Here is a 16,033-nt window from a genome sequence, read left to right as displayed (position 1 = left end):
GAAAGTTATCCACAGCTTTCGGGGGCCTCTTGTTTCACCGGGATCCACCGCGGAAAGTGGATGCATGGACACGATCATTCGCACAGGAAAGCCGCTGAGCGCACTCCAGCTGTATGCGCTCAGACGCGACGGCCTGCTGGTACAGCTGACAGAAACCTCTTGGATACGCGCGGGTGCGGTGCTGACGCCCAAGCTGCGCGCCGCCGCTCTCGGCGCCCCGCCGATTCACGGGACAGCCTTTTCCCACGCGGCTGCGCACTGGGTGTGGTGGGGCAGCGCACAGGCTCCCGCGCTTCTGGACGTCACAACTTTGGTCAGACGCCGTGTGCGTCGCGTACCCGAAGGCACCGCTGTGTGGGAACGGAGCTTAGGCGGCGACGAGTACCGGGAGTTTGGCGACTGCCGTGTGACGGAACCGCTCAAAACGCTGTTCGACATAGTCGTCGACTGCATTCTGCCGATCGAGGATTTCACACAGCGTAAACGAGCCGCTCGTTCGGTGCTCGCCCCTACGGCCCCGCAGCAGCGCAGAGCTTTGGCGGCGCTGGCGGAAGAGTCCTTTCGCCGTCCCGGGGTTGTCGAAATCCGCAGGCTGCTGCGTTCAGTTGACCCCGCCTCGCACGCGGGTCTGTGACCCGAACAGGCTCTGGCGGAAGGCGGTTTTCCCGGCGGCTAGCCGGTGATGCGGTAGACGTCGAAAACGCCGTCGACCTTGCGCACGGCGTTGAGAACCGTTTCGAGGTGGCCCGAGTCCCCCATTTCGAAGACGAAGCGCGACTGTGCGACGCGTGCCTTCGACGTGGCGATCGTGGCGGACAGGATGTTGACGTGGTTGTCGGTGAGCACCTTGGTGATGTCGGACAGCAGACCCGCCCGGTCAAGCGCTTCGACCTGGATCTGCACCAGGTAGACGCCGCGAGCATCGTCAACCCACTCGACGTCGATAATGCGTTCGGGCGAGGCTTTCAGCTGAGCGACGTTGCGGCAGTCCGTCCTGTGCACCGATACTCCGTCACCGCGGGTCACCCAGCCGATGATGTCGTCACCGGGAACGGGAGTGCAGCAGCGAGCCAGCTTGATGAGGATGTCGTCGACACCCTTGACCCGCACACCCGAGGTGGAGGAATGGTGTCCGCGGGAACGCCCGGAGGCGTTCGAGGGCGGGACGGGTGAGGTCTCTTCAACGTCTTCGGTATCGTTTTCGACTTCCCGAGCCAGCAGATCAACCACGTGAGCAGCAGAGATCGTGCCGTTGCCGATAGCCGCGTAGAGGGCGGAAACATCGTCAAAGTGCTGCCCCGTGGTGACGGCTTCGAGCGCTTCGCCGCTCATGAGTCTTTCGGCAGACAGGTGGTGTCGGCGCATGGCCCGGGCCAGCTGTTCGCGGCCGGTTTCAATTGCCTCTTCCCGGCGTTCCTTGGAGAACCACTGGCGGATCTTGTTGCGTGCACGCGCCGAAGCGACGAAGGTCAGCCAATCGCGGCTGGGTCCTGCGTTTTCGTCCTTCGAGGTGAGGATCTCAACAACGTCGCCGTTCTTCAGCGCGGTGTCCAGCGGCAGCAGTCGTCCGTTGACGCGGGCGCCGATTGTCTTGTGCCCCACCTCGGTGTGGACGGTGTAGGCGAAGTCGACCGGTGTCGCACCGGACGGCAGCGAAATGATGTCGCCCTTCGGAGTGAAGGCGTAGACGTCCTGCGCATTGACCTGGTAGCGCAGGCTGTCGAGGAATTCATCAGGGTCCTGGACGTCCTTCTGCCAGTCCATCAGCTGACGCAGCCACGCCACCTGGTCGACTTCACCGCCGTCGCCGACTTTCGCAGTCCGGGCTCCGGCGGCCCCGAGAGTCGCTGCAGTGCCGCCCCGGTTCTTGTACTTCCAGTGGGCTGCAACACCGAATTCGGCCCTCCGGTGCATTTCGCGGGTGCGGATCTGAATTTCAACAGGCTTGCCGTACGGACCGATCACAGTCGTGTGCAGGCTTTGGTACATGTTGAACTTCGGCATCGCGATGTAGTCCTTGAAGCGGCCGGCAACCGGACTCCAGTGCGAGTGGACAAGGCCGAGGACCGCGTAGCATTCGCGGACGGTTTCAACCAGCACGCGCACGCCCACAAGGTCGTAGATGTCTTCGAAGTCATGGCCGCGGACGACCATCTTCTGGTAGATCGAGTAGTAGTGCTTGGGCCTGCCGGTGATGTCGGCGTCAATGTGCGCTTCAGCAAGTTCCGCGCCGAGTTCCTTCGCGACGATGCCCAAGTATTTGTCGCGTTCGGGAGTGCGTTCGGCCACCAGGCGCACAACCTCGGAATACACCTTGGGGTAGAGCACCTGGAAGGACAGGTCCTCAAGCTCCCACTTGATGGTGTTCATACCCAGGCGGTGAGCCAAGGGTGCGTAGATGTCTAGGGTTTCGCGTGCCTTGCGCGATGAGGATTCAGGGGAAACGTACTTCCACGTGCGCGCGTTGTGCAGTCGGTCGGCAAGTTTGATGACGAGCACCCGGATATCGCGCGACATGGCGATGACCATTTTGCGCACCGTTTCGGCCTGGGTGGCCTGCCCGTACTCGATCTTGTCGAGCTTTGTAACGCCGTCGACCATGACGGCGATTTCGTCGCCGAATTGTTCGCGCACATAGTCAAGCGAGTAGTCGGTGTCTTCCACGACGTCGTGCAGCAGCGCTGCAGCGAGCGTAATGGGCGGCATACCGATCTCTGCAAGGATCGTCGCCACCGCTACGGGGTGCGTGATGTAAGGGTCGCCGCTTCGGCGCATCTGCCCCTTGTGGGCTTTGTCAGCCAAACGGTACGCCCGGAGGATCACATCCGTGTCGAGCTTCGGATGGTTTTCTTTGACGATCTGCAGCAGCGGGGCCAGGACTTTCGGCGTCTGTGGGCTGTTCTGCGCGCGCGCCGTCCAAAAAGCAAAGCGACGGCTGAGTCCGCGTCGACCGGAACCTGAGTGTGGCTGTTGAGTCATCTTCCCCTCTGAAACGCCGAAGGTGCTTCCCCATTGTACGCGTGGGGAAGCACCTTCGGGATCAGAACACGGACCCTGCCGTCACGGGGTCACGATGCGACCGGCTCCTTTTCGGCGGAAGGGTTCTCGGTCTCGCGGACCAGACGCTCCTGCTCGCGCACCTTTTCCTCTGTGCCGCGCAGAACTGCGTACAGGGGCGAAGCGACGAACAGCGTGGAGACCGTGGCGACGATCGTTCCGACGAACAGCGACAGCGCGATGTCGGTGAGAGTTCCCGCGCCCAGCAGGAACACGCCGATGAACAGAATCGCACCGATCGGCAGGGCGCCGATGGCTGTCGTGTTGATCGAACGGACGGTCGTCTGGTTAACACCGAGCTCAACCAGCGACGAGAACGTCTGTTTGCGGTTGTCCTCAAAGCCCTTCGTGGTCTCGCGGATCTTGTCGAACACCACCACGGTGTCGTACAGCGAAAACGAAAGAACCGTGAGGAAGCCGATGATCGCCTCGGGCGTGATCTCAAAGCCGGTTGCCGCGTAGATGCCCGTGGTGAGCACCATGACGAAGAACAGACCGACGATCGCCGCCAGCGACATTTTGAACGTGCGGAAGTACAGCGCCATGATGATGAGCGCCAGACCCACGTAGATGACCAGTGCGAGCGTCATCTTCTTGGTGATGTTCTGTCCCCACAGCGGGCCGACGAAGTTCGATGTCACGTTCTCCGCGTTGACTTCGAAGGACTCAATGAGCGAATCGCGCACTTTCTGCATTTCATCGTCATTGAGCTGACGCGTCTCGATTTTGAGCGAGTCGTTCGAGGTCGGCACGGTGCGCGGTTCGGCACCGGGCACGGCGTCGGTCACGGCCTTGTTGGCCTGCGCTTCGGCTGACGAGTCAACGTGGTCGACCTGGAATTCCGAACCGCCGGTGAAGGCAATCCCGAGGTTGAACGGCTCCGCACCCGCCATACCGCGGACAACGGGCACCATGAGCGACAGGACGGTGAGCAGCGCGGCAAGTCCCAGCCACAGCTTGCGCTTGCGCACAAACGGGATCGAAACTTCGCCCGAATGCAGCTTGTTGCCGAAATCAAAAAACTTCTTCATCAGTCTTCCCCTGCTTCTTCGGCGGCGGCTACTGCTTTGCGTGCGGCAAGCGATGACGATGTGTCGCGTTCCCTGCGCTTGCGCGCACTTTCGCGCCTCTCGGCTTCCTCAGCGGAGCGGCCGGTGGTCTTCTGCTTCGCCTTTTCGAGGTCAAGCCCCATGGCGCCGCGGTAGGCGGAGGGCTTGACACCCAACTGACGGGGGTCCATACCGGACATCGGGTGGCCTTCGCCGAAGAACTTCGTGCGGGCCAGCAGCTGCAGCATCGGGTGGGTGAAGAACACGACGATGACGACGTCGACGATCACCGTCAGGCCCAGGGTGAAGGCGAAGCCTCGCACCGAGCCGACAGCAAGGATGTACAGGATGACAGCCGCCAGCATGTTGACTGCCTTTGAGGCGTAGATCGTCTGGCGTGCGCGCACCCAGCCGACTTCCACCGCGGAGGTCAGACGACGGCCGTCGCGAATTTCGTCTCGGATGCGCTCGAAGTACACGATGAACGAGTCGGCCGTCATGCCGATGCCGATGATGATGCCGGCCAGACCTGCCAGCGACAGACGGTACCCGTACCGCCAGGACGCAAACAGCAGCAGGAGGTAGGTGAGAATACCCGCCGCCACGAGGCTGGCGATCGTCACGGTTGACAGCGCACGGTACTGCAGCACCGAGTACAGAACCACGAGCAGCAGGCCGATAGCACCGGCGATGAGGCCCTTCTGCAGGTAGTCAGCACCGAGGGTGGGCGAAATCTGCTCTTCGGACTGCACCTGGAAGGAGATCGGCAGAGCACCGTTCTTCAGCTGGTTGGACAGGGTCTGCGCTTCTTCTTCGGAGAAGCTGCCGGTGATCTGCGCGCGGCCGTCGGTCACGGCTGACTGCGAGGCCGGGGCGGACAGCACGAGTCCGTCAAGTTCGATTGCGAACTGGTTGTACGGCTGCTGCTGGCCGGTGATGGTCTGCGTGATTTCGCCGAACACCTTGCGGCCGACCTCATCGAATTCCATCGTCACGGCCAGCCGGTTGGTCTGCTGGCCCGATGACGAGGTTTCAAAACCGTAGGAGGCGTCCTTGACGTGCTCACCGGAAAGCTCAACCGGGCCGAGCACGAACTTCGCCGAACCGTCCTGCGCACATTCGACGACGACTTCATCTGCCGGCGTCTGCTTTCCGCCGGTGCGGTTGGCGGGGTCGGTGCAGTCGAGTTCGGTGAATTCCTTCATGACCTTCTGCGACTGCCAGCTGGTGTCGGTCATCGGGTCGAAGCGGGGGTGCTTATCCGCATCTTCTTTGCCGTCCTTGGGCGCGGCAGGGGTTTCACCTTCAGCTGGCTTCTTTGCGTCTTCGCCGTCGGCGGGAGCAGAAGCGGTTCCGCCGCCCTGGGGAGCGTCGCCGTCTTCCTGTTCGCCCTCCTGGTCACCGATGAGGTCTTCGATCCGCTTCTTGTCTTCGTCAGACAGGCCCTCGGACTTCTTCTTGTTTGCGTCCTCTTGTTCCTTCTGCTGCTCTTCCTGTGCAGCAGCGGATTCGGGCGGGCCGACGAAGGCCACACGGCGGAAGGACAGCTGAGCCGAGGAGCGGACCAGGTTGCGGGTCTTCTCGTCGGGGTTGCCGGGCAGGTTCACAACGATGTTGCGGTCACCCTGCGTGGAGATCTCAGCTTCCGACACACCCGTGGAGTCGACGCGCTGACGGATGATCTCAACAGCCTGTTCCAGCTGCTCCTTGGTGATCTGCTGATCTTCGATCTGGGGTTCCAGGATGATCGAGGTGCCGCCTTCGAGGTCGAGGGCGAGCTTCGGGGCCCAGGTCGCCGAGGAGAACACAACTCCCAGGGCTACAAGACCAGCAAGCAGTGCGGAGAAGATTCCCAGAACTGCGAAGCTGCGTCCCGGGCGAGCTTTTTTATCTGAAGCGGACACGGTCTGCTTTCTGGTTGGTGTTACTTAGCGTCGTCAGAGTCGTCGACGTCGTCGCCCTTGGCGCGCTTGGCTTCGTTGTGGGCGTCGAGTTCGGCGTCGGTGATGCTGGGTTCGGAGTTGTTCAGCGGGGTTTCGTCGGCATCGTCACGCTGGATGGGACCCTGGTTGGTGCTGGGCTCGGCCGATGCAGCCGGTGCGGCTGGTTCATCGACTTCGATCTGGCCGATGGCCTGACGGTGGACGATGAGCTGGGTTCCGGGACCGGATTCGATCGTCACCTGGTTGGTTTCTTCGTCAACCGAGACGACGGTGCCGAAGATGCCCGCACCGGTCATAACGCGCGCTCCAGGCACAAGGCCGCGCGAGATCTGCTCCTGGCGGGCTTTCTGCTTGCGGCGGGAGCTGACCATCATGAAGATGAGCAGCGCGCCGAGGGCGAGCATGATGAGGAGATTGGGGTTCACCGGAAACCTCTTTCGCATGTGGGGTCAGAACAAACCTCGGACATTCTACCGTTGTCGTCAATCACTGCGAAAACCGTCGGCGAGTGTGACCGGCGGCAGACCCGGTCAGAACATCTGGGAAAGAGCGCCTTCAGGCGGTGTCAAACCGATGTGCTCCCAGCCTTCCGCGGTTGCGATCCGGCCCCGGGGCGTGCGAGAAAGCAGTCCTTCGCGTACGAGGAAGGGTTCGGCGACCTCTTCAACCGTTTCGGACTCTTCGCCGACGGAAACCGCAAGCGTCTGCAGACCCACCGGTCCCCCGCCGAAACGACGGCACAGGGTGTCGAGCACTGCGCGGTCCAGCCGGTCGAGTCCTCGACTGTCGACTTCGTAGACTTCCAGCGCGGCCTGGGCCGCGTGGCGGTCGATGATTCCGCTGCCGCGCACCTGCGCCCAGTCGCGTACGCGGCGCAGCAGGCGGTTGGCAATGCGCGGTGTGCCGCGGGATCGGCCGGCGATTTCGGCCAGACCGTCAGAATCAGCTTCTATGCCGAGCATCCGCGCTGATCTGCGCAGCACGATCAGCAGGTCCTCTGGCGAATAGAAGTCGAGGTGCCCCGTAAATCCGAACCTGTCGCGCAGGGGTGCTGGAAGCAGACCGCTGCGCGTGGTTGCACCCACCATGGTGAAGGGCGGCAGGTCAAGCGGAATCGCTGTAGCGCCGGGGCCTTTGCCCACGATGACGTCGACTCGGAAGTCTTCCATGGCCACGTAGAGCATTTCCTCTGCGGCGCGGGCCATGCGGTGCACTTCGTCAATGAAGAGGACTTCGCCTTCTTCCAGAGAAGACAGAATCGCCGCGAGGTCACCCGCGTGCTGGACGGCCGGGCCCGAGGTGATGCGGATCTGCGAGTTCATTTCGTGGGCGATGATCATCGCCAGAGTTGTCTTGCCCAGGCCCGGAGGTCCGGACAAGAGCACGTGATCAGGAGCTTTGCCGCGGGCTCGTGCGGCATCGAGCACGAGTGAGAGCTGTTCGCGTACCTGCGGCTGCCCCGTGAAATCATCTAGGCCCTTGGGGCGCAGAGCAGCTTCGGCAGCGCGTTCATCCGAACCCGCACCGGCGCTCATCAGCCGTTCAAGTTCAGCTGGTGTGGGTTCGTCGCCGCCGAAGTCGATTTCGTACCCGTCGCTCATCGTTTCTTCCCGAGTGTGCGCAGGCTGGCCTTGAGCAGACTGCTGACCTCGCTGTTGGCGTCATCTTCAGCCGCAGCTTCCACGACCGGCTGTACGTTTGCTTCTTTCCAGCCCAGGCCGATGAGTGCCTGCACGACTTCGGCGATGATTCCCTTTTTGCCCGCAGCCTGGGGAGCAGTTTCTGCCCCAGTGGGCGCAGCTGTGATCTTTCCGGACAGTTCCAGCACCAGGCGACCCGCAACCTTGGGCCCAACGCCGGGAACCCGAGTGAGAGCCTTGGTGGCTCCGTTTTCTACAGCGGCGGCAAGTTCGCCCGGGGTGAGAACTGCCAGTACCGCCATCGCAAGCTTCGGCCCAACGCCCGAGGCTGATTGCAGAGTGATAAAGGTGTCCCGTTCATCGCGGGAAGAAAAGCCGAACAGGGTGAGTGCGTCTTCGCGAACCACCAGCTCCGTGTGGATCCCGACGTCCTGCCCGTGTCGAACACTGCTCAGAAGCGACGGGCTGACAAAGACCTTGCGGCCGATGCCGTGGGTCAGAATGACAATGGAGTCAGCGTGGATCGACTCAACGCTCCCCTGGATAAAGCTGATCAAAGAAAACCCTCAGATTTTTAGAACAGGCGTACGAAAACAGTATGCCACTTCATCAGCGTGATTTTGCGGTCCGAATCGCCGCGGCCCACTGTTCCTGCGCCTTTGTCATGCCGGAACCCTGCAGACCTTGAGCGCGGCGGGCCAAAACGTCCTTCGTCGAACCGGGAGTCGACTGGGCCCCCACTGCACCGCGCCACAGGTGACAGATGGCAACTGCCAGAGCGTCTGCCGCGTCGGCGGGTTTGGGAGGCTCATCGAGTCGGAGAATGCGGGTGACCATGTTCGTCACCTGCTTCTTATCAGCCCGCCCGTTGCCGGACACGGCCTTCTTGATTTCCGATGGCGTGTGCATGGCCACGGGGATTCCGCGCCGGGCCGCAAGGCCCATCGTCAGCCCTGAAGCCTGCGCGGTCCCCATGATGGTCGAAACATCCGAACGCGCGAATGGGCGTTCGATGGCAACGACGTCCGGCCGACAGTCATCGAGGAAACGGTCGAAGGCATCCGCAATGAGGCCCAGACGAACGTCCGAGGCCCCGTAGGCGTCAGTGCGGATGACGTCGACGGCCACAAGCGACGGCCGGGATGCGCGCCCGGAGTCGATCACGCCGATACCGCAGCGGGTCAGCCCCGGGTCGACGCCGAGAACACGCATGTCAGTCTTCGGCCAGCGCAGCCGCTACTTCATCCGAGATGTCTGCGTTGTCGTAGATGTTCTGCACGTCGTCGAGGTCTTCGATCGCGTCGACGAGCGTGGCGAGCTTACGCGCATCTTCAACTGAGAGCGGAACTTCGACGTTCGGCACGAAGGCCAGGTCGGCGCTGTCGTAGTCAATGCCCGCTTCCTGCAGAGCGGAGCGGACCGGCACAAGGTCAGTGGCCTCCGAAATGACTTCCCAAGTTTCGCCCTGGTCCTTGACCTCTTCGGCACCTGCGTCCATGGTCGCCTCAAGAATCGCCATGTCGTCAGCAGCGGACTGCTTGACCACGACGACGCCCTTGCGTGCGAAGTTGAACGCAACCGAACCGGGATCGGCCAGGTTGCCGTTGTTGCGGCTGACTGCCACGCGGACCTCTGAAGCCGCGCGGTTCTTGTTGTCGGTCAGACATTCGATGAGCAGGCCGACACCGCCGGGACCGTAGGCTTCGTAGGTGATGGGGAAATACTCCACACCGTCGCCGTCAAGACCACCGCCGCGCTTGACTGCGCGATCGATGTTATCGGCGGGTACAGAATTCTTCTTGGCCTTCTGGATGGCATCGAAGAGGGTGGGGTTACCTTCAACATCGGGGCCGCCGGCACGGGCGGCTACTTCGATGTTCTTGACCAGCTTCGCGAAGAGTTTGCCGCGTTTTGCGTCGATAGCGGCCTTTTTGTGTTTGGTTGTCGCCCATTTTGAGTGACCTGCCACGAATTCTCTCCTCGCGTTCGATTGATGTCCGGCCTACATTGTAAGACCACTGACGGACTTACGCGTCCAGCCGTCTACTCCACGCCGCTGGGAACGCCCAGGGAGAGCGGCGACACGGGCTCGGCACCCGTGCTGACAAGGTCGATCAGCAAGGGAAGCTCAGGAGGGTAGATCACCTCGGAAGAGCTCTCGACTTCCTCTTTGGACCACCAGCGCGAACCGGTGATAGCGGCTTTCTCTTTGTCGCTCCACATGGCTTCGTCAAGGTCGATGTCTTCCATGCAGCGCATACCGAAATACACCTCGTCCTGCACCAGGACACCGGTCGAGAACTGGATGGAAACGCGGCGGGTGGCCAGGGGACCCAGAAGCTCAGAGGGGTCGCACTCGATGCCGGTCTCTTCGGCGAGTTCGCGTGCCGCGGTCTGCTTCGAGGTCTCCCCCAGTTCGGCTCCGCCGCCGACGGTGAACCAGTAGCGCCTCGAGTCATCGCCCAGGTCGCGGCACTGGAGCATGAAGACTTCGTCTTCGGCATTGAGAAGCACCACGCGGGCAGCCGTGCGGACCTTCATAGCGCGTCCTCCGATTTCACGCTCAGGAACACTGAGCGCATTCTCTGAAAAACAGTCACAAGGGCACCGGCCGCAACCAGTGCAAGAGCAATAGTGAGCAGACTATACGGCGCACCGAGGCCGACACAACCAGCGGCCACCAGCACCACGACCAAACGCTCCGTGCGCTCCATCAGACCACCCGAACCGTCCCCGCCGACAGCTTCACCTCGGGCGCGGGTGTAGGACACGGTGAAGGCGAAGACCAGGGCAAACAGAGCCAGCCCACCCGTGACCGGCCGGTCGGTGAGAAAAGCGGCGGCGGCAAGACTGCCGAACACCGCACCGTCGGCAACCCGATCGAGTGTCGAGTCCAGAAAAGCTCCCCACCTGCTGGTGGTGCCGCGTAGGCGGGCGAGCGTCCCATCGAGCATGTCGAACAGGACGAAGATCGTCACAGCCACAGTGCCCCAGAAGTAGTGCTGGAGCGGGTACAGGACAGCGGCTGATAGGACGGTGCCGACGGTGCCGATGACCGTGATCGCGTTCGGTGTCAGCCCCAGCCTGCCCAGCACGGCCGCAACGGGACGCGTACAGACCTCGGCCGCACCGCGGAGCTTAGAGGTCAGCATCGCCGTCGTGCGGTTCCTGTCGGTTCCATTCTTCGCTGTAGAGCTTCTGCACCTGCCCGTGGACCAGCGGCAGAGCCTTGGTTTCGGCGATGATCGGGAAGAAGTTCGCATCCCCTCCCCACCGGGGCACAATGTGCTGGTGCAGGTGAGCGGCAATTCCCGCTCCCGCGACGGCTCCCTGGTTCATGCCCAAGTTGAAGCCGTGAGGCGAAGACACCGCCCGAATGACACGCATCATCTTCTGCGACATCTGGGCGATTTCAACGGTCTCCTCGGCCGTCAGGTCGGTGTAGTCGGCCACGTGGCGGTACGGGCAGACGAGCACGTGGCCCGGGTTGTACGGGTACAGGTTGAGGATGACGAATGCGTGCTCGCCGCGGGCAACGATGAGCCCGTCTTCGTCGCTGCGCTCAGGTGCCGAGCAGAACGGGCAGGACTGTTCGGTGGAGTCGGCGGGCTTGTCCTCCCCGCCGACATACACGAAGCGATGGGGTGTCCACAGTCGCTGCAGTCCGTCGGGTTCGCCGGGAAACCCGGCGGCTGCTTCCGGTTCGGGGATTCCCGCCATCAGACCTGTGCCCGTTCCTCAATCGCCTTGACGATCCGTTCGACGGCTTCGTCGATCGGCACGCCGTTGTCCTGGCTGCCGTCGCGGAAGCGGAAGGATACAGCGCCTGCGTCACGGTCTTCGCCGCCTGCGATGAGCGTGTAGGGCACCTTGGACTTCGATGCGTTGCGGATCTTCTTGGGGAAGCGGTCGTCGGAGGTGTCGACCTCCACGCGCACTCCCCTGGCCTTGAGCTTCTGGGCAATGTCGTGGCAGTAGTCGTCGAACTCGTCGGCCACCGGAACCAGCGTGGCCTGGACCGGTGAGAGCCACACGGGGAACGCACCGGCATAGTGCTCGGTGAGCACGCCGATGAAACGCTCAATCGAGCCGAACTTGGCCGAGTGGATCATGACGGGGCGGCGGCGGGTGCCGTCCGAGGCGCTGTATTCAAGGTCGAAGCGCTCCGGCTGGTTGAAGTCCATCTGCACCGTCGACATCTGCCAGGTGCGGCCGATGGCATCGCGCGCCTGCACCGAGATCTTCGGACCGTAGAAGGCTGCACCACCCGGGTCCGGTACGAGCTCAAGGCCCGTGGCTTCGGCAACTTCGCGCAGGGTGTTCGTGGCGATTTCCCACTGTTCGTCGGAGCCGATGAACTTGTCCTTCTTAGTACCGTCGACTTCGCGGGTGGACAGTTCGAGGTAGAAGTCGTCCAGGCCGAAATCACGCAGCAGCGACAGCATGAAGTCCAGCAGGTGCTTGATTTCCGCTGCGGCGTCTTCTTCTGCCACGTACGAGTGCGAATCGTCCTGCGCGAAGCCGCGCACGCGCGTCAGGCCGTGGATAACACCGGACGGTTCGTCGCGGTACACGGTGCCGAATTCAAACAGACGCAGCGGGAGGTCGCGGTAGGAGCGGCCGCGGGATCGGTAGATGAGGTTGTGCATCGGGCAGTTCATTGCCTTCAGCCGGTAGTCCGTGCCTTCGTGGGTGACGGTGCCGTCTTCGGCAACGTGCTTGTCGACGGTGAAGGGCGGGAACATGTTCTCGCCGTAGTACGGCAGGTGGCCCGAGGTGTAGTACAGGGTCTCCTTGGAGATGTGCGGGGTGCCCACGTACTCAAAGCCCTCTTCAATGTGGCGCTGGCGGACGTAGTCCTCCATGACGCGTTTGATGACGCCGCCCTTGGGGTGGAATACGGGAAGGCCCGAACCGAGTTCGTCGGGGAAGGAGAATAGGTCGAGTTCCGCACCGAGCTTGCGGTGGTCACGGCGTTCGGCCTCTGCGATGCGCTCCTGGTAGGCGCGCAGTTCGTCCTTCGATGGCCACGCGGTTCCGTAGACGCGCTGCAGGCTGGCGTTGGACTGGTCGCCCCGCCAGTACGCTGCGGAGGATTTGGTGACGGCAAAGCCGTTGCCGATGAGCTTGGTAGACGGCAGGTGGGGACCACGGCAGAGGTCTTCCCACACGATGTCGCCCTTGCGGTTGCGGTTTTCGTAGATGGTCAGCTGGTCGCCGCCGACCTCAACGCTGGCACCTTCGGCGCCCTTGCCCTTGTCTTCGACGAGCTCGAGTTTGAAGGGCTCGTCGGCCAGGCGGGTGCGAGCTTCGTCGTCGCTGACTTCGGTGCGGTGGAAGGTCTGGCCTTCTTTCACGATCCGCTGGCAGCGCTTCTCAATGGCTTTGAGGTCCTGCGGTGTGAACGGCTCTTCAACCTGGAAGTCGTAGTAGAAGCCGTCAGTGATGTAGGGGCCGATGCCGAGCTTGGTTCCCGGAAACAGTTCCTGTACGGCCTGTGCGACAACGTGCGCCGTGGAGTGGCGAAGAATGTTGAGGCCTTCTTCGCTGCTGATGCTGATGGGCTCGACGACATCGCCGGGCTGCAGCTCACGGTGAAGGTCGCAGGAAGCGCCGTTGATCCAGACGGCCACTGTCGTCGGATCGGATGCAAAGAGCTCTGTGCTCGTCATCCCTTCGGTGTAGGGAATCTCTTCTCCGGCGACGGTCAGCGTGTCAGACACGGCTTCTCCTTTTATGTGGTCGTTTCAGCGTTTCTACTGTACCCGCTGGCTGTGTCAGACAAGGCCAGGAGCAGGGGCAGACAACAGCAGAATCGGGATGAGGGCCTGCGCCCGCACCCCGATTCTGCTGTTCAGGCCTTATTTTTTCGGCGTAATGATGTCGTAAGTTTGTTCGTCTCCGCTGTAGCCCAGCTTTACGTGGAGGGTAACCTCGGCTGTGTCGATGCGGGACTCTGCGAAACCGAGGCCGATGACCCTGATGTGCGTTTCGCCCGGCCGCATCTCCCCTCCCACTGAACCGAGCTGGTCTGCAACGTCGTCGTCGATTTCAGTTCCATCGGGAACGTCTCCACACCGGAGCCCATCGTGTACGGAGCACGAGTGCTGAAGCCTCGGCGAGGTAATACTGTCGGAGTTGTTCGTCACGAAGTACTTGACGACCGGAATCTCTTTGCTGCGCAGTTCAGGGTCAAAGTAGTCCGACCTAAGCGTGGCCGTTGTAATCACCGCGCGAATTTCAACGCCGTCGATTTCGGCGATCATCTTCGCGTCGTCAATCTTTGAGTCGATGGTTCCGTCCGCCGGGCTGGCACCCTTCGAACCGCCCTTGATGGCAGAACCACCTGCCGTCAGAGTCACTACCAGCACGATCGTCACAATGATGAGGGCGAGCGTCTCAATAAGCCCCAACACCAGACCCACTAGGCTGGGAATCTTGTTGTCGGCTTTGCCCTTTTTGACTGCTCGAAAGCCCACAAATCCGAAAACTGCCGCAACGGGACCGAGGATCCAGACAAGCAAACCAACCAGGCCTGCGATCAGCCCGATGCGGCCAGCTTTGTTGTCATCGCTGCCTACAGGCCCTTGATGCATAGAAGGAAAGCTGCTTCCGGAGTTGTCAGGCGAGTGCGGTGGGCGGCCGGGCGGCTGTGGGGCCTGTCCGTACGGCGATTCTGGCGTGCTGTTGTTCATTGACCTATCGGTTTCCTCAGTGAAAAACGCCCAGAACTGGCGCGAGCTCATGGGCCTCAACTTGAATTACGGTGATGAACTTTACAGCTCCTCATCAATCGACCGCATCCCGAAAGGCCGCGCGGGGTGGGAACTTCCAGTTCCCACCCCGCGCTCACCGGCCTGTCTCAGGCAAGATCACTTGATCTTGAATTCCTTTTCGTCCTTGAAATCCCTGTCCGAGACCAGCAGCGAAATCTCGGCGTCACCGGCATCCTTGTATTCGACTGACTGAGCCGTGACGAACTCTTCTTCTTCACCGGCCCCGATGGGATTTGCACCGAGGCTGAGAACAGCGCTGTCAAGCCGCTTATCACCAATCCGACCGTGAACGCTCTTAGAGCAGTCCTTACCGCCCGCAGCACATTTGACGGAGGTGTAGCCAAGCTGTGCGGACTGGTCACTCGTGTTCTTCAGGAAGTACTTGATGACAAGAACATCACGTTCGGCGAATTCTTCTGGAACCGTGATTTCATCAGTCTTGCCGTGGGTGACGTAGGCGCGGATTTCAATGCCTTCGTAGGTGCCGATCAGCTCGGCTTTGTCAGACCCCGCGTTGATGCCGTCATCTTGCGGATCCGCCGGAGCTTCAGTGCCGCCGCCAGGATCGGCCGGACCTGGATCCTTGCCCGCGACACCGATGCCGATAACAAAGACGATCACGACGATAACCGTGACAATCAACCCGACAACAGTCGTGAAGAAGCCCAGGATAAGACCGGTCAGGCCGACACCCTTGTTGTTCGCCTGACCGTTCTTAACGGCCTTGAGACTCATAAAGCCCGTGATGATCGCAACTATGCCGGCCAGCCAAATGAAGAAGCCGACGATGCCCGAGACCAGCGAGATAACACCCAGACTGTTCTTTTCAGCGCTGGAGGCACCACCTGGACCCACCGGGCCGCCTGGACCACCAGCACCGTAGAGATCACTGCCGCCGTAAGCCTGCGGATCCTGCTGGTAGTCGGCGTAGCCACCCTGGCTGCCAACCGGCTGCTGGTAGTCGGCGTAGCCACCCTGGCTGCCAACCGGCTGCTGGTAGTCGGCGTAGCCACCCTGGCTGCCTACCGATTGCGGAGCATCCTGCCCGTAATTGCTGCCGAAGTCAGCCTGCGAGTAGTGGTTGCCGTAATCACCCTGGCTGTAGTCGCCGTTGCCGTAATTGCCATGGTCGTAGCTGCCTGAACCGTTCGCCGACTGGTCGTAATCGCCGCCGTACGGATTGTTCTGCGGATTGGATCCGTCATGTCCGAACGGGTTGTTGCTCATGTCTTTTCCTTACGTATCTGATCGGCGTCCTGCGTTCGCGAATGATCTTCAATGATCATTAAAGGTTCGAACAGCATATCGCCGATACGGGCGGAAGTTTCCAGGAGAACTTCATCTCCCGTTCACCGACAATCACCAGAAACGGGAAACAACAGCTTCGAGACACAAAAAAGCCGGGGGCCTAAACCCCCGGCTGTCTGTGCGCGATACTGGGATCGAACCAGTGACCTCTTCCGTGTCAGGGAAGCGCGCTACCGCTGCGCCAATCGCGCCTATAAAAGGCTATTCAGTTAATGGAGCGAACTCCGTGCGCGATACTGGGATCGAACCAGTGACCTCTT

15 protein-coding genes and 1 tRNA gene are annotated in these 16,033 nt (G+C 61.6%); 1 reads left to right on the top strand and 15 read right to left on the bottom strand.

Features of this window, described 5'->3' with window-relative positions; genetic code table 11:
- Nucleotides 1–64: 64 nt before the first annotated feature.
- A complete protein-coding gene (locus tag HMPREF3172_RS06615; protein ID WP_070427936.1) occupies nt 65–634 on the top strand; it encodes a hypothetical protein in 570 nt (189 codons plus the stop codon).
- 38 nt (nt 635–672) lie between these two features.
- On the opposite strand, the gene HMPREF3172_RS06610 is transcribed toward HMPREF3172_RS06615, so the two are convergent.
- From HMPREF3172_RS06610 to HMPREF3172_RS06540, 15 genes are all read right to left on the bottom strand, one after another.
- A complete protein-coding gene (locus HMPREF3172_RS06610; protein WP_070516347.1) occupies nt 673–2,979 on the bottom strand; it encodes a RelA/SpoT family protein in 2,307 nt (768 codons plus the stop codon).
- 89 nt (nt 2,980–3,068) lie between these two features.
- Nucleotides 3,069–4,088, bottom strand: coding sequence for a protein translocase subunit SecF (secF, locus tag HMPREF3172_RS06605; RefSeq protein WP_070516345.1), 1,020 nt, complete (start codon nt 4,086–4,088; stop codon nt 3,069–3,071).
- Nucleotides 4,088–6,010, bottom strand: a complete 1,923-nt coding sequence (gene secD, locus HMPREF3172_RS06600) for a protein translocase subunit SecD (RefSeq protein ID WP_070516343.1) — start codon at nt 6,008–6,010, stop codon at nt 4,088–4,090. The genes secF and secD overlap by 1 nt, the downstream gene beginning before the upstream one ends.
- 20 nt (nt 6,011–6,030) lie before the next feature.
- The gene (gene yajC / locus HMPREF3172_RS06595; RefSeq protein ID WP_070427934.1) at nt 6,031–6,474 is read right to left on the bottom strand and encodes a preprotein translocase subunit YajC; all 444 of its coding nucleotides are present in this window, start codon (nt 6,472–6,474) and stop codon (nt 6,031–6,033) included.
- Nucleotides 6,475–6,579: 105 nt separating this feature from the next.
- Entirely contained in the window at nt 6,580–7,650 is a 1,071-nt protein-coding gene (gene ruvB, locus HMPREF3172_RS06590) for a Holliday junction branch migration DNA helicase RuvB (RefSeq protein WP_070516340.1), read from the bottom strand.
- Nucleotides 7,647–8,246, bottom strand: coding sequence for a Holliday junction branch migration protein RuvA (gene ruvA / locus HMPREF3172_RS06585; protein WP_070516338.1), 600 nt, complete (start codon nt 8,244–8,246; stop codon nt 7,647–7,649). The genes ruvB and ruvA overlap by 4 nt, the downstream gene beginning before the upstream one ends.
- Nucleotides 8,247–8,298: 52 nt before the next feature.
- Nucleotides 8,299–8,901 (bottom strand): crossover junction endodeoxyribonuclease RuvC, encoded by a 603-nt coding sequence (ruvC, locus tag HMPREF3172_RS06580; RefSeq protein ID WP_019175146.1) that lies wholly within the window; start codon nt 8,899–8,901, stop codon nt 8,299–8,301.
- Between the two features lies 1 nt (nt 8,902).
- On the bottom strand, nt 8,903–9,658 hold the full coding sequence (locus HMPREF3172_RS06575; RefSeq protein WP_070516337.1) for a YebC/PmpR family DNA-binding transcriptional regulator: 756 nt from the start codon (nt 9,656–9,658) through the stop codon (nt 8,903–8,905).
- Nucleotides 9,659–9,732: 74 nt separating this feature from the next.
- On the bottom strand, nt 9,733–10,230 hold the full coding sequence (locus HMPREF3172_RS06570) for an NUDIX hydrolase (protein ID WP_070516335.1): 498 nt from the start codon (nt 10,228–10,230) through the stop codon (nt 9,733–9,735).
- Nucleotides 10,227–10,841, bottom strand: coding sequence for a phosphatidylinositol phosphate synthase (pgsA, locus tag HMPREF3172_RS06565; RefSeq protein WP_070516639.1), 615 nt, complete (start codon nt 10,839–10,841; stop codon nt 10,227–10,229). Before pgsA ends, HMPREF3172_RS06570 begins: the two co-directional genes overlap by 4 nt.
- The gene (locus tag HMPREF3172_RS06560) at nt 10,828–11,409 is read right to left on the bottom strand and encodes an HIT family protein (protein ID WP_070427929.1); all 582 of its coding nucleotides are present in this window, start codon (nt 11,407–11,409) and stop codon (nt 10,828–10,830) included. Before HMPREF3172_RS06560 ends, pgsA begins: the two co-directional genes overlap by 14 nt.
- Nucleotides 11,409–13,361, bottom strand: a complete 1,953-nt coding sequence (gene thrS, locus HMPREF3172_RS06555; RefSeq protein ID WP_370919346.1) for a threonine--tRNA ligase — start codon at nt 13,359–13,361, stop codon at nt 11,409–11,411. The genes HMPREF3172_RS06560 and thrS overlap by 1 nt, the downstream gene beginning before the upstream one ends.
- A gap of 189 nt (nt 13,362–13,550) precedes the next feature.
- A complete protein-coding gene (locus tag HMPREF3172_RS06550) occupies nt 13,551–14,285 on the bottom strand; it encodes a DUF4190 domain-containing protein (protein ID WP_141741600.1) in 735 nt (244 codons plus the stop codon).
- Nucleotides 14,286–14,561: 276 nt separating this feature from the next.
- A complete protein-coding gene (locus tag HMPREF3172_RS06545; protein ID WP_070516330.1) occupies nt 14,562–15,692 on the bottom strand; it encodes a DUF4190 domain-containing protein in 1,131 nt (376 codons plus the stop codon).
- A 200-nt stretch (nt 15,693–15,892) separates the two neighbouring features.
- Nucleotides 15,893–15,964: transfer RNA gene (locus tag HMPREF3172_RS06540), tRNA-Val, on the bottom strand.
- Nucleotides 15,965–16,033 lie beyond the last annotated feature (69 nt).

Source organism: Brevibacterium sp. HMSC08F02, assembly GCF_001807555.1.
Classification (GTDB): domain Bacteria; phylum Actinomycetota; class Actinomycetes; order Actinomycetales; family Brevibacteriaceae; genus Brevibacterium; species Brevibacterium ravenspurgense.
The sequence above is the reverse complement of the archived record's forward strand: the minus strand, read 5'-3'. Positions and strand labels throughout refer to the sequence as shown.

Coding starts and splice junctions, on each gene's coding strand:
- HMPREF3172_RS06615 (WP_070427936.1), top strand. CDS start 65: ATGGACACGATCATTCGCACAGGAAAGCCGCTGAGCGCACTCCAGCTG.
- HMPREF3172_RS06610 (WP_070516347.1), bottom strand. CDS start 2,979: ATGACTCAACAGCCACACTCAGGTTCCGGTCGACGCGGACTCAGCCGT.
- secF (WP_070516345.1), bottom strand. CDS start 4,088: ATGAAGAAGTTTTTTGATTTCGGCAACAAGCTGCATTCGGGCGAAGTT.
- ruvB (WP_070516340.1), bottom strand. CDS start 7,650: ATGAGCGACGGGTACGAAATCGACTTCGGCGGCGACGAACCCACACCA.
- ruvC (WP_019175146.1), bottom strand. CDS start 8,901: ATGCGTGTTCTCGGCGTCGACCCGGGGCTGACCCGCTGCGGTATCGGC.
- HMPREF3172_RS06570 (WP_070516335.1), bottom strand. CDS start 10,230: ATGAAGGTCCGCACGGCTGCCCGCGTGGTGCTTCTCAATGCCGAAGAC.
- pgsA (WP_070516639.1), bottom strand. CDS start 10,841: ATGCTGACCTCTAAGCTCCGCGGTGCGGCCGAGGTCTGTACGCGTCCC.
- HMPREF3172_RS06560 (WP_070427929.1), bottom strand. CDS start 11,409: ATGGCGGGAATCCCCGAACCGGAAGCAGCCGCCGGGTTTCCCGGCGAA.
- thrS (WP_370919346.1), bottom strand. CDS start 13,361: ATGACGAGCACAGAGCTCTTTGCATCCGATCCGACGACAGTGGCCGTC.
- HMPREF3172_RS06550 (WP_141741600.1), bottom strand. CDS start 14,285: ATGCATCAAGGGCCTGTAGGCAGCGATGACAACAAAGCTGGCCGCATC.
- HMPREF3172_RS06545 (WP_070516330.1), bottom strand. CDS start 15,692: ATGAGCAACAACCCGTTCGGACATGACGGATCCAATCCGCAGAACAAT.